This window comes from Hoylesella buccalis ATCC 35310 (genome assembly GCF_000177075.1).
GTDB lineage: Bacteria > Bacteroidota > Bacteroidia > Bacteroidales > Bacteroidaceae > Prevotella > Prevotella buccalis.
The window spans coordinates 41,721-67,818 of the sequence record NZ_ADEG01000039.1 but is presented as its reverse complement, the minus strand read 5'-3'; the positions used below and the strand labels follow the sequence as shown (position 1 = coordinate 67,818).

At 45.9% G+C, this 26,098-nt stretch carries 21 protein-coding genes and 1 riboswitch; of the genes, 5 read left to right on the top strand and 16 right to left on the bottom strand.

Features of this window, described 5'->3' with window-relative positions; all coding sequences use genetic code 11:
• Positions 1-95 precede the first annotated feature (95 nt).
• The 3 genes from HMPREF0650_RS13240 to HMPREF0650_RS03460 all read left to right on the top strand — a co-directional run bounded on the left by HMPREF0650_RS13240 (position 96) and on the right by HMPREF0650_RS03460 (position 3,580).
• The gene (locus HMPREF0650_RS13240) at positions 96-359 is read left to right on the top strand and encodes a hypothetical protein (RefSeq protein ID WP_025813562.1); all 264 of its coding nucleotides are present in this window, start codon (positions 96-98) and stop codon (positions 357-359) included.
• A gap of 586 nt (positions 360-945) precedes the next feature.
• Positions 946-2,355, top strand: a complete 1,410-nt coding sequence (locus HMPREF0650_RS03465) for an aminopeptidase P family protein (RefSeq protein WP_004348424.1) — start codon at positions 946-948, stop codon at positions 2,353-2,355.
• 22 nt (positions 2,356-2,377) lie between these two features.
• A complete protein-coding gene (locus tag HMPREF0650_RS03460) occupies positions 2,378-3,580 on the top strand; it encodes a C1 family peptidase (RefSeq protein WP_040562320.1) in 1,203 nt (400 codons plus the stop codon).
• Between the two features lie 315 nt (positions 3,581-3,895).
• Here HMPREF0650_RS03460 and HMPREF0650_RS03455 read toward each other — a convergent pair whose 3' ends face one another.
• Positions 3,896-5,611 (bottom strand): hypothetical protein, encoded by a 1,716-nt coding sequence (locus HMPREF0650_RS03455; RefSeq protein WP_004348420.1) that lies wholly within the window; start codon positions 5,609-5,611, stop codon positions 3,896-3,898.
• Between the two features lie 75 nt (positions 5,612-5,686).
• On the bottom strand, positions 5,687-5,869 hold the full coding sequence (locus HMPREF0650_RS03450; RefSeq protein WP_040562319.1) for a hypothetical protein: 183 nt from the start codon (positions 5,867-5,869) through the stop codon (positions 5,687-5,689).
• 665 nt (positions 5,870-6,534) lie between these two features.
• Here HMPREF0650_RS03450 and recJ point away from each other — a divergent pair.
• A complete protein-coding gene (gene recJ / locus HMPREF0650_RS03445) occupies positions 6,535-8,271 on the top strand; it encodes a single-stranded-DNA-specific exonuclease RecJ (protein WP_004348418.1) in 1,737 nt (578 codons plus the stop codon).
• Between the two features lie 4 nt (positions 8,272-8,275).
• Positions 8,276-10,186, top strand: coding sequence for a RecQ family ATP-dependent DNA helicase (locus tag HMPREF0650_RS03440; RefSeq protein WP_004348408.1), 1,911 nt, complete (start codon positions 8,276-8,278; stop codon positions 10,184-10,186).
• Positions 10,187-10,242: 56 nt separating this feature from the next.
• Here the strand turns inward: HMPREF0650_RS03440 and HMPREF0650_RS03435 are convergent, their stop codons facing one another.
• The 14 genes from HMPREF0650_RS03435 to HMPREF0650_RS03370 form a co-directional block, all read right to left on the bottom strand.
• Positions 10,243-10,971 carry an HAD family hydrolase gene (locus HMPREF0650_RS03435; protein WP_004348406.1) on the bottom strand — a complete coding sequence of 243 codons (729 nt, stop codon included), beginning with the start codon at positions 10,969-10,971 and terminating at the stop codon, positions 10,243-10,245.
• 8 nt (positions 10,972-10,979) lie between these two features.
• On the bottom strand, positions 10,980-11,912 hold the full coding sequence (locus HMPREF0650_RS03430; RefSeq protein WP_004348404.1) for a CDP-alcohol phosphatidyltransferase family protein: 933 nt from the start codon (positions 11,910-11,912) through the stop codon (positions 10,980-10,982).
• Entirely contained in the window at positions 11,909-12,655 is a 747-nt protein-coding gene (locus HMPREF0650_RS03425) for an ATP-grasp domain-containing protein (RefSeq protein WP_004348401.1), read from the bottom strand. Before HMPREF0650_RS03425 ends, HMPREF0650_RS03430 begins: the two co-directional genes overlap by 4 nt.
• A 41-nt stretch (positions 12,656-12,696) precedes the next feature.
• Positions 12,697-13,446, bottom strand: coding sequence for an NTP transferase domain-containing protein (locus tag HMPREF0650_RS03420; RefSeq protein ID WP_004348400.1), 750 nt, complete (start codon positions 13,444-13,446; stop codon positions 12,697-12,699).
• 235 nt (positions 13,447-13,681) lie between these two features.
• Complete coding sequence (locus HMPREF0650_RS03415) at positions 13,682-14,386, bottom strand: GIN domain-containing protein (RefSeq protein WP_004348398.1); 705 nt, start codon at positions 14,384-14,386, stop codon at positions 13,682-13,684.
• A gap of 202 nt (positions 14,387-14,588) precedes the next feature.
• On the bottom strand, positions 14,589-16,997 hold the full coding sequence (locus HMPREF0650_RS03410) for a glycoside hydrolase family 20 protein (protein WP_004348396.1): 2,409 nt from the start codon (positions 16,995-16,997) through the stop codon (positions 14,589-14,591).
• 403 nt (positions 16,998-17,400) lie between these two features.
• Positions 17,401-18,534, bottom strand: a complete 1,134-nt coding sequence (locus HMPREF0650_RS03405; protein ID WP_040562370.1) for a YncE family protein — start codon at positions 18,532-18,534, stop codon at positions 17,401-17,403.
• A 13-nt stretch (positions 18,535-18,547) separates the two neighbouring features.
• Positions 18,548-20,527, bottom strand: a complete 1,980-nt coding sequence (locus tag HMPREF0650_RS03400; protein ID WP_004348393.1) for a TonB-dependent receptor plug domain-containing protein — start codon at positions 20,525-20,527, stop codon at positions 18,548-18,550.
• 50 nt (positions 20,528-20,577) lie between these two features.
• Positions 20,578-20,764: riboswitch (cobalamin riboswitch) on the bottom strand.
• A 171-nt stretch (positions 20,765-20,935) separates the two neighbouring features.
• A complete protein-coding gene (locus tag HMPREF0650_RS03395) occupies positions 20,936-21,712 on the bottom strand; it encodes an acyl-[acyl-carrier-protein] thioesterase (protein ID WP_004348385.1) in 777 nt (258 codons plus the stop codon).
• Between the two features lie 295 nt (positions 21,713-22,007).
• Positions 22,008-23,159 (bottom strand): OmpA family protein, encoded by a 1,152-nt coding sequence (locus tag HMPREF0650_RS03390; protein WP_004348383.1) that lies wholly within the window; start codon positions 23,157-23,159, stop codon positions 22,008-22,010.
• 276 nt (positions 23,160-23,435) lie between these two features.
• Complete coding sequence (locus HMPREF0650_RS03385; protein ID WP_004348382.1) at positions 23,436-23,981, bottom strand: 2-oxoacid:ferredoxin oxidoreductase subunit gamma family protein; 546 nt, start codon at positions 23,979-23,981, stop codon at positions 23,436-23,438.
• A gap of 21 nt (positions 23,982-24,002) precedes the next feature.
• Complete coding sequence (locus HMPREF0650_RS03380) at positions 24,003-24,770, bottom strand: thiamine pyrophosphate-dependent enzyme (protein WP_004348380.1); 768 nt, start codon at positions 24,768-24,770, stop codon at positions 24,003-24,005.
• 1 nt (position 24,771) lies between these two features.
• Positions 24,772-25,854, bottom strand: a complete 1,083-nt coding sequence (locus HMPREF0650_RS03375) for a 3-methyl-2-oxobutanoate dehydrogenase subunit VorB (RefSeq protein WP_004348378.1) — start codon at positions 25,852-25,854, stop codon at positions 24,772-24,774.
• A gap of 4 nt (positions 25,855-25,858) precedes the next feature.
• Entirely contained in the window at positions 25,859-26,092 is a 234-nt protein-coding gene (locus tag HMPREF0650_RS03370; protein ID WP_023056787.1) for a 4Fe-4S dicluster domain-containing protein, read from the bottom strand.
• Between the last annotated feature and the right edge of the window lie 6 nt (positions 26,093-26,098).

Sequence of the window (26,098 nt, the reverse complement as noted above, 5' to 3'; positions counted from 1 at the left end):
GGGCTGGAGATTTCCGCAGAAAACAGGAGGCTTGACCTTGCTTTCCCGTCCAATCCCGGAATTACCTTTGCGCCCAGAACGAAAATGACTGACTGATGCGGCTTACTGAAAGGCGCAAAATGGAGGTAAACGAAAACAGAGGCAGATTAGGTAGAAAAAACTTTAGGGGAAAATCCGTAAAAAGAGGAAACCGTCTGAAAGAAAAAGACATCACCGGAAGCGTGAAAAGGGCAAACCACGACAAAGGAAGTATGATTGTTTCCGTTCCGACGGAACTTGTCCAGCCGGGCGGCAACAATCATTCTTCCCGGTTTGTCCGGCTGTGTGTGACCGCCTGTTTCATTCATGAGGCAGGCTGACACACTCTGCATTCACTTTCCGCTTCCGGCAAAAGGGACAGCAAAAAAAGAAAAATCATCTGGTAGCCCGTAAAAGCACCTCTTGGCATAGACGCAAAAGAAAGGGGCATTGCGTCATCAGTCTAAACATCGTTTAGGCGTGAGGCAATGCCCTTTTCTCCGGCTATGCGGTAGTCGGCACACGATTGTTCAAAACTCGTTTTTGGCAATGGTGTTCCGACAAACAAAACCGCTTTTACGGAAAAATCTTATGAATGAGGGGATAAAAAACGGGAGTTTATATCAAAATCTCGAATTAAATAGCTACTTTTGCATAGGAAGAGTTCTTTGAAGGTTACGCAATGCGCAGAAAGATAATGCAGTAGATAACTAACTAAATCGTAACCTATTACTATCAAGAGCAATTAACCTACGCTCATTTCCAATAAATTACACTCTTTTCGTAACTTCGAAATACAAAGTTACAATTTTTCAATCACTTTTTATTATCTTTGCCGAGATTAAGGTTGTCGCGGACGACAAATCATTGTTTTGTAACGTCCATGACAAGCCGCAACAGATTACTACACTAACAAAAATTATTATCATGTTCGATCAACAAACTTACATAAGACGCCGCGCCCAACTGAAAAAAGAAGTGGGTCAAGGCATCATCATCCTGTTTGGCAACAACGAATCGCCTGCCAACGGACCTTTTAACGGTTATCATCCTTTCCGTCAAGACTCATCGTTTTTGTATTATTTCGGACAGAACAGAGACGGACTGGTGGGCGTCATCGACATTGACAACGACACCGAAACCTTAATTGGCGACGACATCGACATAGAAGACATCGTTTGGTTTGGCTCTGTAGACAGCGTCAAGGACATGGCCGAACAAGTTGGAGTGAACAACTCGGCCCCGATGAAGCATCTCAAGACCCTTTGCAACGCAGCCATCGGCAGCAAGCGCAAGATACATTTTCTGCCGCCTTACCGCCACGACATCAAGTTGCAGATATACGATTTGCTGGGCATTCATCCCAGTCAGCAGAAAGAAAGCGCCTCACTCGATCTCATCAAGGCCGTCGTTAAGATGCGTTCTGCTAAGGAACCGCAGGAGATTGAAGAACTGGAACGCGCGGCGAAGATTGGCTATCTGATGCACACCACTGCCATGCGCCTCACCAAACCCGGCGTAACCGAGAAGTTTGTAGGCGGTCAGGTAGACGGCATTGCCAACTCGTATGGTGCCATGGTGAGCTTCCCAACCATCTTCTCACAGCACGGCGAAATCATGCACGGCAATCCCTCACTGGCCAAGCTTGAAGCTGGAAGGCTGGCACTGTGTGATGCCGGAGCTGAAACGGTGAACAATTATTGTTCGGACAACACCCGCACCTTCCCCGTGAACGGCAAGTACACCCAACGACAGCTGGAGATTTACAGCATTGTAGAGGCTTGCCACGACCATGCACTCGAAGTTGCAAAACCAGGAGTGAAGTACATAGACGTGCATTTCTCTGTATGCAAGCTTATGACAGAGCGCCTGAAAGAACTGGGACTGATGAAAGGTGACACCGAAGAGGCTGTTAGAGCTGGCGCTCATGCCATGTTCTTGCCGCACGGACTGGGTCACATGATGGGCATGGACGTACACGACATGGAAGCCTTGGGACAAATCTACGTGGGATTTGACGATGAAACTCGTCCCAATCTCGAACAGTTCGGCACCAATGCCCTGCGCATGGGACGCCGCTTAGAAGAAGGCTTCGTGGTAACAGACGAACCGGGCATCTATTTCATTCCCGCACTAATCGACGAATGGAAGGCCTCCGGGCATTGTGCAGAATTCCTGAACTTTGACAAGTTGGAAACGTACAAAGATTTTGGAGGTATTCGTATTGAAGACGATATCCTAATTACCAAAGACGGATGCCGCTTCCTTGGAAAAGACCGCATACCCTATCATCCCAAAGATGTAGAAGCATTTATGGCTAACAATTCAACTAAATAATTTATTAAAACTATTCAAAAACATGAAGAAAATTTTAATGTTCGCCCTCTTAGCCATTATGGCAACGGGCGCACAGGCAGCTAAGAAAAAGACTGCCCCCAAAAACAACAAGCCAGTATTTACCGTTGTTAAGCAAAACAAGATTACCAGTATCAAGGATCAGAACCGCAGCGGTACGTGCTGGGCTTACTCTACCTTGAGCTTCTTGGAAAGCGAAATCTTGAAAAAAACAGGGAAAACGTACGACCTATGCGAGATGTTCGTAGCACACAAGACATACCAAGACCGAGCAGAAAAGGCTGTACGCATGCACGGTGACGTGAGTTTTGCACAAGGAGGTAGCACATACGACCCTGTTTATTGTTGGCAACACTATGGCATGGTGCCCGAAACAGCAATGCCATTGCCTGGTACAATGACTGGTGACTCGTTGGCTAACTTTGGCGAATTCTTTGAACTCCTGACACCTTATGTTGAAACAATAGCTAAAAGTAAGCAAAAGAAAATTTCTTCTACATGGAAAAAAGGAATGGTAGGAATTCTTGATGCTTACCTTGGCAAAACTCCTGAAACATTTACATACGATGGAAAAACCTATACGCCACAATCGTTTGCTGCAAGTCTGGGACTGGACATGAACGACTATGTACACTTCACCAGCTACACACACCATCCCTTCTGGACACAATTTGCTGTTGAAGTTCAAGACAACTGGCGTTGGCCTTTGAGCTGGAACGTTCCTATTGAAGAAATTTGTAACATCATTGATAACGCTATCAACAATGGTTATACCGTAGCATGGGGCGGAGATGTTTCTGAAGATGGATTTACACGCAATGGTTTAGGTATTGCTTACGATTTGAAGAAAGCACGCGATTTGTCAGGAACAGATGCTGACCGCTGGGTTAAAATGTCCAAATCCTCAAAGAAAGCCAAAGCAGATTCATTAGGTATCAATGCTCCTGAAGTTGTTCCTACACAAGAGATGCGCCAAGAAGCATTCGATAATTGGGAAACAACCGATGACCACGGCATGCACATCTTTGGTATTGCCAAGGACCAAAACGGTAAAGAATATTACATGGTAAAGAACTCTTGGGGCGAAAGTGGTAAGTACAAAGGTATTTGGTACATGACCAAGGCTTTTGTAGCTTACAAGACGATGGACTTCATGGTAAACAAGAATGCCGTTCCTGCAAATATCCGTAAGAAATTAAATATCTAAAAAATACTTCAAGTTGATCTTGAAACCACGATAAGAAAGACCGTTTTTCCTGTATGGAAAAACGGTCTTTCTTTTTTTTTATTGCCTTAGCCCTTTGAAGAAACAAATAAGCACTGCGCTCATGAGCTTTTCAAAACATACCATCACGATGTAGATAGATGCAAACTGCATCATACGTTTCTGGTGAGAAAAAAGAAGAAAGCAACATGTTCTTACGGCTTTAGTGAAATTAAAAAATCGATCGCAAAAGGCGATAAAATATGAGCGGGCTCTTTGAAAGAGCCCGCTCAAAATAAAACTATCGGGAGGAGGAGACTACTTGAACGGCATCGCTACACACCCATATTTACGTTGTATGGGACCCACGGCCAACTTTATCTCGTTTGTTTCTTCATCGAAATAGAATGTCAGGCTGTAGGCCTGCGTGTACCTTTTCGTAGATACGTCACCAGTGGACGTCCAATAGTATGCGCTGGTACCAAAAACTAATAATTTATTAAGTTCGTAATAGCCCAACGCAGGGAGGAAGAAGTAATTATCAATCTCACTATTCTTAGGCTTGCCTTTTGTAGCAATAACTTCTTTGTCATTGGAAGTTGTACGCCAATCGGTACCCTCGGGATCTTTCTCCTTTAACTCAGCAAGACTCTTGCCTTGTTCTTTAGCGATAACGCTGAGCTTCTTCAACCATATACCGCCTCTGTAAATCCTACCGAAAACTGACCACCGAGTACTTTCATCCCAATGAGCATCACCCTTCATTGCGTACCAAGTCATTTCGTTAACATTAGGAAGCTCATTAACAAAGAGAGAGTTTTGGGTAGCTGGCTCAATAGTCTTACCATCGTGACAATAACGAGGATCTTTTGAATCCTTAGGATAATTTGAGTTAGCTCCATTATTAATTGTTGGCTGCCAAACGTCTTTCTTGTCATCAATAACGTCCCACTCGTGACCAGACCAATAGTTCTCTTTAGCATCCCACGCATAATATTCGTGACCGGTGTAATAAAAAGCAACGTCGGTATCTTCTAATTCATAAGAGCCATCAGTATCGTCATGTCCAGCGTTAAAATCTGCATAGCCAAGACTAACGGGAATATCACAAATCTTATTGGCATCAAAGGCATGTGTTTTATAGTGTTTGATCAGTGTCAATTCCTTATTATTCTTTTTGTCGAAGACTGTGAATTTCACGTTCAATCTATGGTTGCCGGGAGCTATCACTACATAAAGTGAGTTCTTAATACTTTCAGCATTTACAGTTTGATCAGCAAGCACAAGACCATCAGTACCTACATTCAGTGTAATTGTCTTTGCATCACCTGTACCGGAAAGACCATCTTGGCTAAGATCATAAGTACCAGAGATATTGGTTTCTTTAGAGGTTATCTCTATGCTTTTGATCTTATAGTTTGCGCGATCCTCCTGAGAAGACATAAAGGGAAGGAAGCAAAGATAAGCTGCCTTGTGCTTCAAGTTGAAACTATAACCACTCTTACCTTCAGCTGTAACCTTCGTTGCCGTTGCTACACCGCAATCGCCAGCGGCACCAAAATGCTTTGTATTGTTAAAGGCTTCTTGGGTCTGATTGCCGGCAATAACAACTTTCTTTGCACCAGCATTGGTGTTTGTACCACAATAGTACACATCGTATTGACCCTTAGTGGTGTAAGAACCACCTAATAAGAATGTTGTGCGAGGAGCTGTCTCTGTGACAGCATTCTTACTCTTTTGTAGCTTATTCTTATCGTCCTCTACATAGATCTTGTCGCCAGGCTCCCAAAGAAAGGCTCCTTCACCACCGATGGCGTCACGATTCATAGAAGTACGAGTGAGAAAACCAGGAACTACTGTTGAAATTTCAGTTGTACCAATCTGTACACGCTCCATAGGAGCCTCTGTTACGATACCACCTGTAAAGGCAGTAAGCTGATCGTTAGTAGGTGTGCTCTCTTCATTAGAACAGCTACTCATCAGCACAGATGCAGCCACGCAAGCTGCAAATGAGATAAATAATTTTGCTTTCATTTGTATCAATCGCTTATAAAATTAATTCATAAAAAATGGTGATTACTCATAAAGTTTTTCAGATTTGACCTCATACTACATAAGGGCCTCTTCCACTTCATCTTCATCTTCCTCAATTGGTCCACCGGGAAGAGCAGGATCATGTCCAATATTAAAAGGACTTCCGGCACAAAGCGAGGACTCTACTGCAATGCAAACTATATTAGGACAAATGTATGCCGCCTTTATACGTTCGTCATTTGTTTCTGTTTTACTCATAACGCTAAAATAATTTTTTAATATGACTTTTAATTTCTAAATATACTACCAATAAGGATGCCACGAATTGCCTTCCTCTAACAGACACAAAGATTCGCTGCGCACTAAAACATGATGCGCAGAAAAAGGTTTAAGGGAAGGTATACCTATTATATATATGAGTGAGTACAAAATTATTTGGAACTACCAAATAATTTGCATTAAAAGAAAAAATAAAGTTGTTTTTTCTTTGCAACACATCCACCCCCAAAGAATATTTGGGGAAAGACTGTAAGTGGCTATGTGAAAATCCTGATTCCAACCTCTATAGTGTTTAGCTTGTTTGCAAAGGTAATATGTCATTTTGTATTTTACAACCTTATAAAAGAAAAGATATCATTTATTAACCTATTTTTTCCTACCAGCACATAGACAGACAACTAATTTCTTCAGTAAAAACATGGAGCGAAAAGCACAAAGCAGGAAAGTTTCATGGAAGAAGAACAGGCATTACAAGACACTTTTTTAAGAATTCCTGGGGAAGGATGCAATTATTTGTGACAATTACGATGAGTTACGGTAAATTATTTGTAACTTTACACACAAATAAGTCTTCATTATTATGAAGGCCATCACTCGTATGGCCGCATGCGAGTACAACTTGACAAAATAAAAAAACAATATAAATGCATTTCAAATGGAATTATGTACCACCTACATCAGAAGAAACAAAGGCAGCCAATGAGTTAGGAGAGAAACTGAACATCAGCCCCCTTCTCGCTCAATTGCTCATCCGTCGTGGCATCACTACGGAGTCTGCCGCCAAGCGATTCTTTCGCCCACAACTGGCAGACCTCATCAATCCATTCCTGATGAAAGACATGGACCTGGCCGTAGACAGATTGAACGACGCCATGGGACGCAAAGAGCGTATTATGGTGTATGGTGATTACGATGTGGATGGCTGTACAGCCGTCGCATTGGTGTATAAGTTCCTGCAGCAATTCTATTCCAACATTGATTATTACATCCCCGATCGCTACGATGAGGGCTACGGTGTGAGCAAAAAGGGAATAGACCATGCGCAGGAAACGGGTGTTAAACTGATTATTATTCTGGATTGCGGCATCAAGGCAATTGACGAAATCGCCTACGCCAAAAGCCTTGGAATTGATTTCATCATCTGTGACCATCACGTCCCTGACGAAGTGATGCCTCCCGCCGTGGCTATCTTGAATCCAAAGCGCCCAGACGACAGCTATCCTTTCAAGCATCTGTCGGGATGTGGAGTGGGCTTTAAGTTCATGCAAGCCTTTGCCAAGAACAACAGCATTCCTTTTTCACGGCTCATCCCACTGCTCGATTTCTGCGCAGTGAGCATCTCGGCCGACATTGTACCCGTGACAGACGAGAACAGGATACTGGCGTTTCATGGTCTGAAACAACTGAACCAGAACCCAAGTGTGGGTTTGAAGGCCATCATAGACATTTGCAACCTTAATGGAAGGGACATCTCCATGAGTGACATCGTGTTCAAAATTGGGCCACGCATCAATGCTTCGGGACGCATGGAGAATGGCAAGGAGAGTGTGGACCTCTTGGTTGAGAAAGACTTTGCCAGTGCACTGAGACAAGCAAAACACATCGACGAATACAACGAACAGCGCAAAGACATTGACAAACAGATGACTGAAGAGGCCAACCTGATAGTCGCCAAACTGGAAAGCCAAAAGCATCATTCGTCCATCGTGCTGTATGATGAGAACTGGAAGAAAGGGGTCATCGGTATCGTGGCATCGCGGTTGACCGAAATTTACTTTCGTCCAACGGTTGTGTTGACACGCGACGGCGAGTTCGCCACAGGCTCAGCACGCAGTGTAACGGGCTTTGATGTCTATTCGGCCATCAAGAGTTGCCGAGATTTGCTTGTCAATTTCGGCGGACACACCTACGCCGCCGGCTTGACCTTGCGATGGGATGACATCAAGAAATTCAGAGAACGGTTTCAGAAATACGTGGATCTACACATCGAACCCGAACAAACTGAGCCTATCTTAGACATCGATGCCATCATCGATTTCAAGGACATCACCAAAAGGTTGCATGCTGACTTGAAAAAATTCTCACCCTTTGGACCGGGTAATTCTAAACCTCTTTTCGGCACACTCGGCGTGTTCGACTACGGCACCAGTAAGGTGGTAGGGCGCGAACAAGAGCACATCAAGCTTGAGTTGGTTGATTCTAAGTCGAGTAACATCGTCAACGGCATTGCCTTCGGACAGAGTGCGTCGGCACGATACATCAAGTCAAAGCGCGGTTTTGACATTGCCTACACGCTTGAGGACAACGTATTCAAGCGCAATGCCGTGCAATTGCAAATAGAAGATATACGTCCTATCGAAGAAGAGGAGCAGGATTTCTAACGACATGCAGGCCGAAGATAAATACCTGAACATACTGCACCAATACTGGGGGTATGCCGATTTTCGTGGCATACAACGTGATATCATCGAAAGTATCGGGCAGCAAAAAGACACACTGGGGCTGATGCCGACCGGAGGAGGCAAGTCTATTACCTTCCAAGTGCCGGCCCTGGCACAGGAAGGCGTGTGCATCGTGGTGACTCCGCTCATCGCCTTGATGAAAGACCAGGTGCAACATCTTCGGGAAAAAGGCATACAGGCCACAGCTATCTATTCAGGAATGAGCCAACGGGAGATTACCACGGCGCTCGATAATTGCATCTTCGGGGGTGTGAAGTTATTGTATATCTCGCCCGAACGCATCGGTTCAGAACTGTTTTTGATGAAGTTGCGCCGCATGAACGTCAGCTTCATCACCATCGACGAGGCTCACTGCATCAGTCAGTGGGGCTATGATTTCCGACCAGCATATCTCCAAATAGCGAACATCCGCAAGGAAAAGCCCGACACTCCCCTATTGGCTTTGACCGCAACAGCCACTCCTAAGGTTATTGTAGACATCCAAGAAAAGCTGGAGTTCAAAGAGAAGAATGCGTTCCACATGAGCTTTGAGCGCAAAAACCTGACCTATGTGGTACGCAATGCACAGGACAAGAATGAAGAACTCGTTCATATTCTCAACTCTGTGCGTGGCTGCGCCATCGTTTATGTGCGAAGTAGGAAGCGTACCAGGGAGATTGCAGAGATACTGAACGCTAATAACATTACTGCAACCTTTTATCATGCAGGGCTTGAACCCGCCGTGAAAGACGAACGACAGACAGCTTGGCAAAACGATGTGGTGCGTGTCATCGTAGCCACGAATGCCTTCGGAATGGGCATTGACAAGCCCGACGTGCGCATCGTGGTGCACATGGACTGCCCTGACTCGCTGGAAGCTTATTTCCAAGAGGCGGGTCGTGCAGGGCGAGATGGCAACCGTTCCTACGCTGTTTTGCTCTACAATGGCGGCGATGAACGCAAATTGGACAAGCGAATAGTGGACAACTTCCCGGAAAAGGAGTATATCAAGAATGTCTATCAGAGTCTGGCTTTCTATTATGAAATAGGCATCCACAGTGGCAAAGGACACACATTCACCTTTGATATCGGCAAATTTTGCATGATATACAAGTACTTTCCCGTGCCTGTCAATTCGGCCTTACATCTATTGGCACGCGCGGGTTATCTCGTTTATGAGACTGATCCAGACTCCAGCGCGCGTCTTATGTTCCTCATTGGACGAAATGAGCTGTACAAATTGGAACATCTCACACCTTATGAAGAGAAACTCCTCACGGCCCTTTTGCGCAACTACGGCGGATTGTTCACTGATTATGTTTACATTGATGAAGGCCTTTTGGCCCAGCAAACCGAACTGACGAGAGAGCAAGTGTATCTGCTGTTGCGTGGAATGACGCAGCGACGTATCGTTCATTTCATACCACAACGCAAGATGCCGTTCATCACTTACACCCGTGACCGCGAGGAGATTGACCGGCTTATCATTCCTGCTGAGGTATACGAGCAAAGAAAAGAAGAATACACCAAGCGCGTCCGGTCGGTCATCAACTATGCCAAAAATGATGAGGTGTGTAGAAGTAAGCAGCTTTTACGCTATTTCGGAGAGACCGATGTGCAGGAATGTATGCGCTGTGATGTGTGTCTGGAACATTATACAGACCAGACTTCAGAAGAAAAAATAAAGCCAGCACAAGACCAAATCAAGCATTTTTTGAACGACGGGGAGAAGCATCACCTGACGGAACTCCATCAACTGTCCATTGCAAGACGCCAATTAGATGAAGCGTTGGAAATGCTGATCGCCGAGGAAGAGGTAACAATTGAAGGAAGTTACATCTTCTTACATCCGTAAAAAATCCTCACTTTCAGGGTTGATAAACAAGAACTTACCTTTATCAAAAAGGCACATTAGATTTTCAATAAATCGTGAAAATCAGATAATATATAGGTTGGAAGCGTTTCATCATATTGCTTATCCGTCCATCCTTCACCCTTCAACCAAGCAGTTTGGCAGCCTATTGTAGAGGCGGGTTCTATGTCTTTGTAGAAACTGTCACCAACAGCAAGAACGTTAGCAGCTGGCATTTGCAAAATATCAAGTGCCATTTTGAACAGTCGGGCATCCGGTTTTCGGATGTTAACCACAGCTGATTCAATGACATCTTCAAACAAATCGTCAAGTTCAAACTCCTTCAAAACCTGCCTCATGTTACCATAAAAGTTGGTAACCATCACAAGCGGATATCGATGGCGTAGCTTCTCGAGAACCATTTTGTTGCGATAAATGATGGCTGAGACATGCTCATATACCCGATTTGACAGTTGTTGGTGCATCCGTTTCAGCTCATTCTCATCCGCATCCCAGGCACCAAGGATGCACAACTGTTCCAACTCGAGCCGCAACTTGACATCTATTGTCTTCTTGAGAGAATAATCTGCCCGAATCAATGGATTTTTCTCGAGCGTGCGTTCACCATTAACATAAGCCTCACGAAAATCATCTTCTATCACAGGCATCCCCTCCTGTTGGTAAGAATGCCACAACATCTTGCCCCAATGCTGGCCGTTTGTATCGATGGTTCCACCAAAATCAAGTATCAATCCCTTGATGTCAGATGTTTTTTTTGCCGTATTCATCACCATATTTATATTTGTTTGGCCCGTTTTTCGAGATCGTTCGTAAGCAGTTTACACAAGGTTTCATGTCGATTGTGCATGTAAATATAAAGCGCATGGAGAACCACTATCTCGAAGACAAAGTACACCCATGGACAGTTGAGCAGGCAAGTAACGTACAAACAGATAGCGCGTGTATTAAACGTCAGAATGTTGGCATAGGGCATGAGTGGTCGGCTTCCTGCCAAGAATCGTTGCTTCACATCCTCTTGTGGATATCCAAGATAGGCTTGGAAGAATCGTTGGAACGCCGGTGTGCGCCGTTCTTGTCCTCGACAATAGTTGGCATAATTGACGTAAAACAGTCTTTTCAGCCATTCATTCTTTGCCAACGACTTGTAAATGTCGTATTGTTGTTTCGATTGATCCAACTCACTCCCCTCTTTTCCCTTCAAAAAATAAAGATGAATTTGCCGGTAATAATCGCCCAAGGAGCTTTGCTGTGAATGACACAAGATTCCTGCAACGGCCGCCAAAGCCCAACTTCCCATACCCCAATGAATATCGGTGAACGGCATTGGCTGATGCTGCAGACGCATGGCAATGGCCACATAGATGCCTAAAAACCACAACTGACTGGCGAAACCATCAAGCATGCGCCCGATGAATGTATGCTGATGAGTGAGACGAGCCAACTGACCGTCGGTGCTATCGCATAGATTGGCCAAGAGCAACAGCATCACACCACACAGATTGTGACACAGGTCAGTAAAATAAAAACAATAAGCTGCTCCTGCTCCAAGAAAGATAGAGAGGATGGTGACGGCGTTGGGATGCACACCAAGTTGTCTCCACATCAAGGCAAACACCAAGCCCACGGGGCGTGTGAAGTGAACATCAAGCCACTCTTCCGTATCCTTCGACTTCATGGAAGCCCTCAAAAGTTCTTGAAACCTACTCATACTTCCTTTAAAAGTTGTGCAATGGCCAGTGCTGCTTCCTCCCTACAAGGAGAGAAACTGGGCCAATCGTTAAAATCAATGATGCAGAAATGACCATCTTTGCTCACGATACAATCACCGCCAAAGACATCAATACCGATGATATCAGCCAATCTACAGGCATGGCGGTGCAGCTCTTTCGCATCAAAATCGTACCCTTGTTCTGAGGCATGTAGCCGATACCATCTGAAGAAGTCATGGCCGACGCAGTAGAATTTCACCAAGTCGCCTTCAACATTCGCACTCTCCACGCAAGTTAGAATACCGCGTTTCTCCCATTCATCCTTCCGCTTTCTCAACTCATCCTCGTCTTGACAAAACACCACGTCGCCATCTCTTTGTGCCAAGGCGTCACCCCGTTTGAGCCAATAGCCGTGCTCTCCTTTCTCTGGAGGCATGGGAATATGGTGCGTTCGCATCAACTTCACAATATTCTTTCGCTCACATGCTTCCACAGCCATGGGCATATTTATCACCAAAGCGCCCGCTTCGGCTCGTTTACGCAAGAACTGTAACGTTGCTGGCAGGCGTCCCATCGACAAATAAACATCGGCCTTATGCTCATCTGTGAGTAGAGCTTCGTCAATCATAGGAATGTCACCGCCCAGACATTGGATGACAGAAGCGAGTATCTCGCGGTCCTTTTGTTCTGCGTCCAGTGAATATCTCACGTCACGACGGATAGCAATGATTTTATTTTTCATATCGTTGGATGAAGGCACTGCGAGCCTTCGATGATTCTGTTTTAATGAGTTTGGCTCAACAACGACGCAGGATTTCGCAAGAACTCCTCTGCCTTTGGGATGTCAGAGGCGTGATCGATGTCCATCACCCGCCCCATGTCATAGGCCATAACCTTCAATTGTTCGGCAATCAATGCTCGTTGAAAGTTGCGCATGCGATGCTCGCCACGCTCAATACAGTGAGCCAAGGTGTCCAACACACGAGGGTGCAGACCATAAACACCACCAGAGATGAAGGTATGGTGACCAGGGTTTTGATCATGAAAGCCCAAAACATTGTACGCAGCGTCAGTTTCTACATAGAGTGGTTTCTCATCATCCACATACCTAGTCACACCCATCAAAGCATCAACACCATGATTGACAGAATGTTTAAAAGTACGAATGTAATCGGTGAAAGCTTGTTCCAAGAAAACCGTGTCTACCGTTGTAAGACAGAAAGGTGAACCCTTGAGCCATGTGCTCATGGCATACAGACTGTGCATTGAGCTGGGTGTACGCTTCATCAGTAGGCGTAAGGGAACACGAACGCCTTGCAAACCATCTGCCTTGAGGTCGCACAAATGAGCATAAACATCGGGCATGGCTTCGTTGCAGATTACGATGATTTCGTCCGCTTCATGCTCCATGAAGATTCGTATCAATCGGTCAATCAACGATTCTCCATGCACTTTTACCAACGGCTTAGGGACATTAATCCCCTCTTTGCTCAAACGTGAGCCCTCACCCGCTGCGATAACAGCATATTTCATTCGTATCTGTTTTATCCGTTTGTCGACAATGACTGGTCAATATCTTGCTGCGCATTGGCACAATGACCCCTCAAGAGCCTTTATAGATACAAAGATAAAACATATTTTTGAAATAAGGAAGTGGCATTTCAAATATTCCTTTCATTGTCGTGAAGCCGCAATGCATTCGACAGCAACAGCCTCACAACACGAAAAAGATTGACACCACCCCAAGACGCTCGCTTTTCTTCCAGGTCTAATGATTGGAAAGAATCTGCAAATCGTCTGTGTTGATAGAGCCCGTTCCTCTCACCTTGTGTCTGAAATGCCTAACCGTTCCTGACAGTTCGATGTCGCCAACCCCTTCGAGTTCACATTGCGCCCAGTCACATTTTGCCAGATGAGCTTTGACATCTCCTACTCCTTTGAGTTTTAACGAGGCTTTAGACGCAATCACTTGGTCGAGTTCGATATCGCCGGCCCCTTTCATTTCCACATTCACCTCATCGCAAATCAGATCCTTTATCTCAACATCACCAGCCCCTTCCAATCGAATTATCAAGGTATCTGTATCCAGATGTCGATCGATATTGAAATCACCGGCGCCCCGCATCAACACCGAAATAAGGTCAGGGGAAGTAAGATAGATATTCACGTCATCGGAAGAACGGAGGTTTTTCCACCCATTATTTCGTGTATGTTGGATGGTCAATTCCGTTCCGTCACTAATGGTCTTGATGTGCTTAATCACATTTTCTGGCCCTACAATCTTGACACTCACTGAATCAGCTTGCACAAAATGCACTTCACAAGCCATTTCTAACTTGATGCGTTTAAACGGTTGCACCTTCACGTTTTTTGTGATTTTCTTTCCGCCATCCTTCCTTTTAACGACGTTCACACACGATGCGAGTGTCACTACGCATACCACAACACATGCCAACCAAAGTATTTTCTTCATACCATTTACAATTTAGAGGATTACATGGCCTACCAAAAGAGGCCATTTACTAACTGTTTATAGGACGATGGCACAGCTATAAAAGTTGCAGCGGGCAAAACTTTTATCCGTCATCAATCGCATTTATCTGGTCATGTCATATCCTTTTCATCGAAAAAGTTCATCATGACCATGCACGATGAACTCTCTTCCTACGGTTTTCTTAATCAACCGTTATCTCGTCTACGAACAAGAAGGCGGGCTGTCCATAACCATAATGCCATTGGGGCATACTGTGTTCGGACAACACCTTGATGCGTAGATACCGTGCTTTGACGTTTTCAAGCGTTATCTTCTGTGTGTTTACACTGGGTGGCACAACGAGTGGAAGCGATTGTTTAGTATCCGCAAACACCTCCTTGAAATGCTCTCCATCGTCAGACACCAATAGCGAAACGCCTCGGTCGGGGAATATCCAGTTGGATTGTTCGGTAAGTGTGCGCACCGATACACTCCTAATGGGCATCCTGCGTTGCAGATCGATGATGATGTCCATATCGTTTCCCACGAATCCTACCCAACGTCCAGAGTGAAACGAAGTGTTACCCAGCAATCCATTCACCAACTCTTGTGGACTGTTTCCTTGATAAGCATGGTTGGGTGGCGTGCAAAAACGAACGGGTTTCATCATGGCTTTGTGAACAATGACTTGCTCTTTCGTCACATCACTGTGCAGACTATCGCTATAAGCTATGGCTTTAATGGTAGCAGATCGCTTGAGACAAAACGGCTTTTTGTACGGTTTGCTTTGCTCATTTGGCTCACTTCCATCAGTGGTATAATAGATTTTCGCCTTCCCCGGTGCACTGAGAGCCACCTCCATGGCTTGCCCTTTGGGCGATGGTGTCAGCACCGTGTTCACCGTGAAATAATGTTCAGCATATCGATAGCCGCAAGTTGTGTAGAGTTGCAGCATGTGAGGCAACCGCTGTAAGAAGCTGCCATAATCCTTCTCCTGCTCGCTCGACCACTGCACCTCGCACGCTGCTGCCAATCGTGGCAACATCATATATTCTACATGCGATAGCGTTTTTATCTGTTCGGTCCACAGATTGGCTTGCACACCAATGATATGCTTTGCCTGTTGTGGCGTCAGCGACGTAGGAACAGGCTGGAAAGCATACACCTTCTCAATGGGCAGATAGGCATTGAAAGCCACAGGCTCGTTGGCTCTGTCTTCGGTTTGGTAATAATCGAAATACATGTTCGAAGTAGGACACATAATGGCATCGTGTCCCAAGCGGGCAGCCTGTTCGGCTCCTTGAATGCCTCGCCACGACAACACCGTTGCGTTAGGCGCCACACCACCTTCCAATATTTCGTCCCAGCCACACACTTTTCGCCCATGCTGAGTGATAAAATTAGTCATTTCGGTCATAAAGTAGCTTTGCAAACGCTGCTCTTTGGTGTGCTGTGCATCGGTAACAAGTCCCAGACTTTGAATCTTCGCCTGACATTTTGCACAGTTTTGCCACGACTTCTTTGGACATTCGTCGCCGCCAATGTTGATATACGGACCAGGAAAGAGCTGCATCACCTCGGCAATCACGTCTTTGGCAAACTGCAAAGTGCTGTCGTTGCCGGCGCAAAGCACCTCCTCTGCAATGCCCCACTCTGTGCGTACGCTGTACGGTCCGCCCGTACAGCCCAGCTCCGGATAGGCTGCCAATGCTGCCACCATGTGTCCTGGCATATCTATCTCGGGCACGATGTTGATGTGACGCTCGGCAGCATACTGCACTATCTCCTTGATTTGTTGCTGCGTATAATAACCTCCATGGGGTTTGCCATCCTTCTTGTCTGTGTGTCCGATAGCCGTTTCGGGTCGGAATGCAGCCTTCTGGGTCAGCAATGGATATTTTTTTATCTCGATACGCCAACCCTGATCATCGGTCAAATGCCAATGAAAATTATTGATGTTGTGCAAAGCAAGCATGTCGATAAATGTCTTGACAGCTTCTACCCCAAAGAAATGGCGTGCCACATCGAGCATGGCACCCCGATAAGCATATTGCGGATAATCTATTATCTCACCTGCTGGAAACACAATTCCTGACGAATAAGGCAGCAAGTCCTTCTGTTCTGTTGCTGAACAGCACTTCTTGCTCTTCCCATCCTCTTTCTCACATCTTCCCTTCTCCATATTACACTTCAAGGGAATTGCCTTTCGCAAGGTTTGTATACCATAAAAAGTGCCAGCGGCCGACGCCCCCTGAATGGTTATTTTTTGTGCGGAAACACGCATGCTGTACGCCTCCTTGTTGAGATGTGACAGTCCCGTACACAACTCAATGTTGTGTGCATCTGTGGCACTGGTCGCCACTTTGAGTTGCAAGCCCGTGAGTTCAAAGATGTAAGATGCCAGCAATTGGGCATCTTTCTTCAGCACACTGTCACGTGCTGGGTACACAATTCGGGTTTGAGGGGTCAGCACAAAGCCCTTACTCTTCACCATATTGATTTGTCGTGGCAAAGGAATCACACTGTAATTTGCCATGTTTGGCGCACTTTGCGCATATCCCATGGTAGCGAGCAACCACAGGCATACGCTCATCAAGATTGTTTTCTTCATATCGAAAGATTGTTCAAGTTTACTTTATTACAAAGATTGCGCAAGCCGAACACAGAGAAAGTTCACTTTCTATGTTGAGGTGCGGCCTATCTTCTGCAAAGATAGTGCAAGCCGAAGACAGAGAAAGATTACTTTCTTTGTTGAGGCGAAGCCAATCTTCTACAAAGATAGTGCAAGCCGAAGACAGAGAAAGTTTACTTTCTATGTTAAGGCGAAGCCAATCTTTTACAAAGATAGCCAAAATAATTGACCGATGGGTCGTCCATGCTAACTTTTACAGCCTTCATGCATGAAGACGCAAAAGCTGCGAACTGAAAAATGCCACCCCGATGTGTTACAACCGAGGTGGCATGTCGCGTCTATGAAGCTCACAGACTATAGTGTATACGATGCAGCGTTCAGCTTACTGCATCACGTTATGATGGTCAAAAACAATGGCACCTGGACCAACGCCGGTGGGTAATGTTTTGAGCAACACACCCGACTCATCATAGATATTCACATAGCCCGGTGTGCTATAATCAGCAAAGCCTGTGTCTGGACTCTTCTTGTAAGACGTAATGTACACATAACCCGAAACGGGATCAACCGCTATTGCAGCCGGACAGTCTACCCCTTCTTTGATAAACGTACTGGTCTTACCCGTATGCATGTCGTACACCTGGTATGTAACAGGTGTAGCCGGTTTGGTGTACGGAGCATTGATGGTGTAGATGCGGTGTGGCTTACCACTCACGCTCATGACGGCCATCATGGTGGCATCGGCAACCTTTTTAGCCTTTCCATACATGAACCGAATGACGCCGGCACCTTGCTGATTGCCTGTCTTATCATACTTACCGGAGTCGAGAACAAACAAACCTTTGGAAACAACCTTGATGCTCGAGGGGTTGACAACCAGCGGATCGTTGATGGATGCCACGGTGCCGTTGATCAGATTGATTTCAGATAAGTTGCCTTTTCCTCTTCCCCAGTCAGAATTAGCCACATACAACGTATTACCATGCACGGTGATTCCTTCGGGATAAGACCCTACCTGGTATTTCTTTTTCAAGCTCAATGATACGGTATCGATGGCTGCCACATAGCCGCCAAACGTGGTTACATACACACATCCATAGGCACTTGCCAAATGGCGGGGGTAATATCCTTCCTTACTACCCAGCAGGTCGGTAATCTTGACTTGTTTCACCGACTTCATGGTGTTCTTGTCTAACACTTCTACCGTGCCTTCTGCAGATACCGCAATGTACATGCGGCTGCCATAAATAATGGCATCATTGGGCGTCATGCCCAGCTTTCGGCCGTTGGCAAGCTCAAAGAAGTTTTGGGTTGCGTTCCAGTTCTTGGTGGAAATGCCCGTAATGCTGCCGGAAATCTTGGCATACTCGTTACCTTGATTAATGACATAAATGCCTGTGGTTTTCATCTTCATTGGAGTAGGACCAGGCGTTACATCCTCTTCATCGTCACTACATGACGTGAACATGGCCATGCCCATCAACAACACGGCAAAACTTAATAAATACTTTTTCATCTTCATTGTTTTTTTAAAATTGATAATTCATTGTTATTTGATATTGGATGCCAGGCATCGGATAGCCGGCCACAATCTCATATTGTCGGTTAAAAATATTCTTGACATCAGCCCTTACAGCCAAAGAATGGCGCCACACCTTGAACGTTCGGGCAGCCATGACGCCCCATTCCATGTAGCCTCCAATTTTGCTCTGGTCATGGTGTTCGTTGTTGCTCCAGTTACTGCTCACGCCCGAGGCATGCACGGTAAGGTTAACCCAAGGATTCTCATAGGCCAACGACATACTGCCAGAGTGCAGGGGCATATAGGCTATTTGGTTGTTATAGTAAGGAGACGTTTTCAGTGTTCGGTTGGCTGCACGCTGAAAGCCATAACTGCCCGTGTACCGCAACACATGTTGCGGCACCAACTGACAAGCCGCACGAAGCATGGCATCCAGCCCAAGGATACGCACCTTACCTACATTGATATTGCTCCACACAAACATATTGTACGGCACAGCCACAATCTTGTCTTTCACATGGTTGAGATAACCGTCGAGTGAGGCCTCTATCCGCCAAGGCGACTGGTCATGCAGGAAGGTGAGTCCAATATTCAACTGATCGGTCAACTCGGGTTTCAAATCCTTGCTACCATAATGGTAGAAGTAGTTTTCATTGAACGTCGGAACCCTGAAGATGTTTTTATACGAGGCGCGCAGATACATGGCAGGCTGGTGGAGCAACTGATACGATAGAGAAACAGAGGGTGACAAGCGGCGCATGTCATCGGATCCGTCACCTTTGCGGGCCCCATTGAAGTAAAGCGACCCCAACAAGCGGGCCAACACCTTGAAACGCTGTTGACGATAAGTGGCCGACAGCGTTTGCAACAGTGCCTGGCGATAGGGTTTCACATCATACAATCGAGAGCTGTTGAGGTTGTTGAAGATGTAATCAACAGAATAATCGAAAGCCCATTGGCGGCTTGGAGCATACAAGACACATGCCGAGGTGTAGGCCTCGCGCTGCCAGTAATGCCCATCAACCACGCCATCTGGATAGTTGCCATTGCGATAGTTTGACGATGACCAATTGAACTTTCCCAACCACTTGAACGACCACTTGGGAAGGCTGGTGACCACATACTGCGCCTGCGCAAAAAAGTTTTGCGTGTGCAACGTCTCATCACTCTCGTTGGTATAATACCTCACTATGCCGGGCAACTGCTGGCGGTTGTCGTAATAATACACCTTCGCCTTCAACTCATGATGGGATACCGGAAGCCACGACGCATTCAGCTCAGCATGACCAGTATTCATCCTACTGTTGGTGCGACGCTCACGAGTTACAACTGAAACGTTACGCAAGGTGAACGGATAGTCGTTCTCCGCATACACATACTCACCCAGGGCCGAGAGTGCCATGCGGGAAGACAGTTTCTGCTCGTACCGAACAAACGGACCCACATAGCCAAACGAGCCGACACGCAACTGTGACGTGACGTGCGGCGCAGCATCGTCAAATAGCATGGAGCGTGTTTCCAACAACAACAATGAGGGTACGCTGGCATTGCGCGCAGGAATGAAAAGCTGGTCGTTATCGCCTACCAGCAACGACAGGCTGCCCAGATTATCCAACGAATAGTGTGAGAGGTCTATCTCGCCATTCTGACTATTGTTCAATAAGATACCATCATAGCTCACCCCCGTGTGCTGTGTGCCGAAACCACGCACCGACACCGTTTTCATGCCACCAGCTCCACCGTAATCACGCAAGGTAATACCCGGTATACGGTGCAAGGCATCCGCCATCGTGGATACCCCCATGCGCTGCAAATCGTTGTGACCGAGCGTATGAAGCGGAGTAGTACTCTGCAGGGAGCGATGGCTGCGCAGGCGGGATACAACAACGGTATCCAACACATGAACCTGGTCATGTATCGAATCGTTCTGCGAAAAACCAGACAAGACACACGCGCACAACACGAATGTGATGACACACCTTGGCATGAAACAGTTTTACAATTAAATTTCATCTATTCGTCTTCCTCGAGTCCGAATAGGAACATGTTGCAACGGCAGGTCTTCTGACTTGCAACCCATCATGCAAACGCCTTCCCGAAAAATTGTCAGTGGCTTTGTGTTCGCATGCGCTGAAGGTTGCTCACAGCAGCGGGACTGTTCAGGACTTTCACCTGATTCCCTTTTTCATTCTATCCGTATAGAACCAATTGCAAATGCAAAGATACTAAATTCTGTCAGATTAAGACACGGAAAACATCAAAATAACAGAACATCCCCATCAATGTTCTGAACGAAAGCCCATGAGAGCCAAAACCAATAGCATAGAGATTGGGGTGCAAAGTCAATGGGTTTAGTGGCCAATATCAATGGGTTTGGACACCAAACTCATTGAGTTTAGCGGCGTGCTTGAACAAAGAGCAATTTACACCTACAAACTTCCACTTCTTGAGGCGCTGCTTTTGCGTATTTGGTGATTCGCACACAGTATTCTTCGGAACCAGTCTGCTCCACATAAAAGGCCAATTCATCTCCGCCATAAGCCTCGGCGACATAGGCCACATCAATCCGCTTGAGCTGATGCGAGCGATGAAAATTCATGTCCCAGAGATTCATGACATGCTCAATGTACTTCACGCTGTTGATGTGTCCGTTCATATCGACATCACTATAACAAGTGCTGATGGTGCGTACCCGTTGGGCAGCGTCGGTCATCTTCACCCGAGAAGGCTTGTCAATGGAGCATGATTTTTCTACCTCAACATACTGACTGACAATTCCATCGTTGACAGCTTGGATGTCGATGGGCTGGCGTGTGTCTGTATCAATCATGGCCCAAACGCTACGGCCATAGCCAAATACTTGTCCACCTTCGTCAACCACCGCAAAATTACGGTTGGTAAAGTATTTCATGACACCCTCCACCCACGTTTCAACGTAGAACTTTTGATAAGCCGTGGGCATCTCTTCCAGCTCGATGGCCAGACGAGAGAGCACCCAAGTTTTGTGAAGCGGATGGAGAATGGTCATGCCGTAACCACGTTCGTTGGAGTGGAAATCAGCGGCATTGAGTAAAATATTTCCCAAACGGGCAATGAACAGCCGTTGTGAGAAGTCGCAATGGAAGGGTTCTGACAGGAAGGAATAGCGTCCTACTTTATTTAAAAGATTCATTTTCACGTTGTTGTTGATGTAGATGTTTCACAAACCCCTTAGGCTTAGGCGCGAAATTGGGGTTGCTATAAGATATAACCCCATGGGATGCCCGAATATTTTATCATCCGCAAAATAATCTACTTTGATGACGAAGAAAGTAATTTACCTTACTTATTCGCTGTTTATAATGACATTTCTCATTCATCTTATTGGTGAAAAAAGGCAGAACGAGGGCTGTTGGCAGGGCACTAAAAAATCCCGATGCGCTATAGAAGAACATCGGGATTTGGTGATATTTTAATCTTGTGGTTGCTTATTCAACGCTTGTATCGTCATTGAAAGTAGCCACACGATTGAAGTCATATTCCTTGAACAGCTTGTCTGTCACGCCCATACCAACAACTGTCAAGCGGCTGGGAGCAATCTTATACTTGTCTACGAGCAAGTTCTTGACATTCTTAGCACGATTCTCTGACAGACGTTGGTTCAGCTCTGCAGGACCTTCCGGTGAAGCATAACCCTTGATGGTGATCTTAGAATCCTTATGATTCTTCATGTATTTAGCAATCATCTCAACGTTTGGCATCTGAGAACGGTCTACAACGCTCTGGCCAACACGGAAGAGAACCGTTGGTTGCAGGTTGGTTGCCGTAGCTGGCTTCACGTATACAGGCTTCTTGTTTTTGCACTCTTCAAGTGCTTTCTGAAGATCAGAAATCTGACGATCCTTGTTAGAAAGTTGTGCATCTTTACCATTCAAGTCGCTGCGAAGACTGTTAATTTGTGCATTCAAGCCATCAATTTCAGCCTGATCGCGAAGCTGTGCGATGGTGAAGTTGTTGGTTCCGTTAGAGTTCTTGAACTTGTAAACGAAACCAGCGTTCAACTGTACTGCTGACTTGTTGATGTTGTACTCAATGGGTTGTGTACCATCACCGTTCAAAGCCCATACAATTGCTGGTTCTACATAGAACTGCCATGCCTTCTCAGTGCCCAAGTTGAACACGAAGTCAACGGCAGCCTTGGAAATCAGGTTGTCGTGATTCATCTTCTTGTAAGCATCGGTGTTACCAAACAAGTGACCCCAACCGAAGCCATACAAACCAACCAACTCGAACGAACGAGGCTCACCAGTATATCCACCGAACCAATTACTGAGGTTTACAGTACCCAACAAGCTGGTGTTGAGCGCGCGTACAGCCGTGCCTGTTGATGCGAGAGGCTTGTTAGAGAAGTAGGCATTGCTCTCTGCAGCCATACCAAAAACTGGCGTAAAATTGCGACCAATGCGAAGACCTGCATTGGGATTCAAGTTCTTCATCCAACTGTTTCCCGTTGTTTTGGTTGCAACTCCACCGTTAATACCAATATAAAAGTTGTCAAATGTCTTGCTTTCTGTTACAGTTTGTGCTGAAACAGATGCTGCCATAGCAGCTGCGGTAATAAGTAATCCTAATTTTTTCATTTACCTTAAATTTAATCAATTATAATGTTTTCGTTTCCTATTTGTACAGACAAAGTAAGAAAAAAAAACGATAACCTCCAAAGAAATGCGAATAATTTTGACATTTTATAGCATATACTTGACTTATATTTAGAAATAGTATTCATTTTTTTACATTTCCAATCTAATAATATGGTGCTAAAATGGCAAATGTATCGAAGTTGAAGAAGTAAAAAGAGCTGGCCGTAATCACTACGACCAACTCTGAAAAAAAATTAGAGAGTTATAAAAATCAAGTTATCTTTGTTTAGTAATGAGTTTCATTCCCATGTCAACAGCCTGCATGTTGAGCGGAATCATGTGATGATGTCGCTCTGGCAAAGATTTGTAGAGAGCCTTCTGTAGGCCATCAGTACTGACCACGGGACACACCTTCAAGAGTCCACCCAGCACGATCATGTTAAACACTTTGGCGTTCTTCATCTCGGCAGCCTGTTCCATTGCATCGATACGATAGACCTGTATATCCGTCCTTGATGGTGGATTGACGATACCATTACCATCGTATATCAAGATGCCACCAGGCTTTATCTTCGGTTGAAACTTGTCTAACGAAGGCTGGTTGAGCACAATTGCTACGTCATATTTACTTAATATGGGCGATGAAATGCGCTCGTCGCTCACAATGACCGTTACATTGGCTGTTCCACCACGTTGCTCTGGTCCGTAAGCAGGCATCCATGTCACCTCTTTTTCTTCCATCAAGCCCGAATAAGCCAGGATCTTACCCATGGAAAGTACGCCCTGTCCGCCAAAGCCCGATATGATAATTTCTGTCTTCATACGTTGTTTCCTCCTGTTTGGTTATAGGCCTGTATTGTCTTTCAGGTCGCCCTTTGGATATTTATCGAACATGTTTTCGCGCATCCACTCATTGGCTTTAGCAGGTGAAACCTTCCATCCGCTGTTGCATGTGCTAACCATTTCAACAAGTGAAGACCCTTTTCCCTCCATCGAAGCAGTGAAAGCTTTCTTGATAGCCTTCTTCGCTTGGCGGATGGAAGCAACGGTATCTACACTCTGTCGTGTGACGTAGCAGGTTCCTTCCAACTTAGAAGCCAACTCTGTGATGTTGAGTGGATAGCCATGTAGTTTGGGATCGCGTCCATAAGGACACGTGCTAGTCTTCTGACCCAAAAGGGTTGTCGGTGCCATTTGACCGCCTGTCATGCCATAGATGGCGTTGTTGATGAATATCATAACGATGTTTTCACCTCTATTTAATGCATGAATCGACTCGGCAGTGCCTATACATGCCAGGTCACCATCACCCTGATAGGTGAAAACCAGACGGTCGGGCCACAGTCGTTTCACAGCCGTTGCCACCGCAGGAGCACGTCCATGCGGCGCTTCCTGCCAGTCTATGTCCAGGTAACGATAAGCAAAAACCGCACAACCTACTGGACATACGCCGACAGTCTTTTCCTCCATCTGCATTTCTGCAATGACTTCGGCCACCAATTTGTGCACGACACCGTGCGAACAACCAGGACAATAGTGCATGGTTGTATCGTTCATCAGTTCAGGTTTGGCATAAACCAGGTTCTCGGGAGATATGATATCATTGTTCATCCTACAGTTCCTCCTTCAATGCTTTGACGATCTCTTCCGGTTCAGGGACGATACCACCGAGACGTCCGAAATGTTCTACTTTGACAGTGTTGTTGATAGCTAACCGCACATCCTGCACCATTTGTCCTGCATTAATCTCTGCTACCAGCACACCCTTTTTGCCTTGAGCAGCCTCAACGAGTTCTTTTTGCGGGAATGGCCACAAGGTTATCGGGCGGAACAGGCCAACCTTCAACCCTTCTTCACGTGCCAATTCAAGTGCTTTTTCAGCTATTCGAGCCGCACTGCCAAAGGCTACGATGATATAATCGGCGTCTTCCATCTGCTGTGTTTCATATCTTACTTCCTTCTCCTGAATGGTGTTATACTTCTCTTGGAGATGTAAGTTACGCTCTTCCATCACTTCTGATTTGAGTTCCAACGAAGTAATGATGTTCGGTTTGCGATTCTTTGTCCGCCCAACCGTAGCCCATGGGCATTCTTTCTTAATCTCCTCTTCGGTGCGACGGGGCTTGAATGGAGGTAGAACCACCTTTTCCATCATCTGTCCTATCACGCCATCACTCAGAATCATGGCCGGGTTGCGATACTTGAACGCCAACTCGAAAGCCAAATCAACAAAGTCTGCCATCTCCTGAACAGAGTTAGGAGCCAACACAATGACATGATAATCACCGTTTCCTCCACCTCTTGTTGCCTGAAAATAGTCACTCTGCGAAGGCTGAATGGTTCCCAATCCGGGACCACCGCGTTGCACATTGACAAACACGCCAGGTAGTTCGGCGCCCGCCATGTAGGAGATACCTTCCTGCATCAGCGCTATTCCTGGTGACGAAGAGCTCGTCAACACGCGTTTTCCGGCACCAGCTCCACCATAAACCATATTGATAGACGCCACTTCACTCTCGGCTTGCAGCACCACCATCCCCGTGGTTTCCCACGGTTTGAGTACTGCCAGCGTCTCAATAATTTCGCTCTGGGGAGTAATGGGATAGCCGAAATAGCCATCAGCACCACAACGAATCGCTGCGTTGGCAATAGCCTCGTTCCCTTTCATCAACGTTATTTCTTGTTCTGCTGCCATCTTGTTACGCCTCCACTCGTTTTCTATAAACGGTTATACATCCATCCGGACAAACGATGCCACATGCCGCACAACCCACACAATCATCTGGATTCACGGCTTGCGCATATCTGTATCCGTGCGTGTTCACTTGTTTCTGAGCCAGTTCGATCACCTTTTGCGGACATGCCACCACGCAGAGTGAACATCCTTTACAGCGATCGGTATTCACAACTATGGCTCCTTTCATCTTGCTCATTGTATC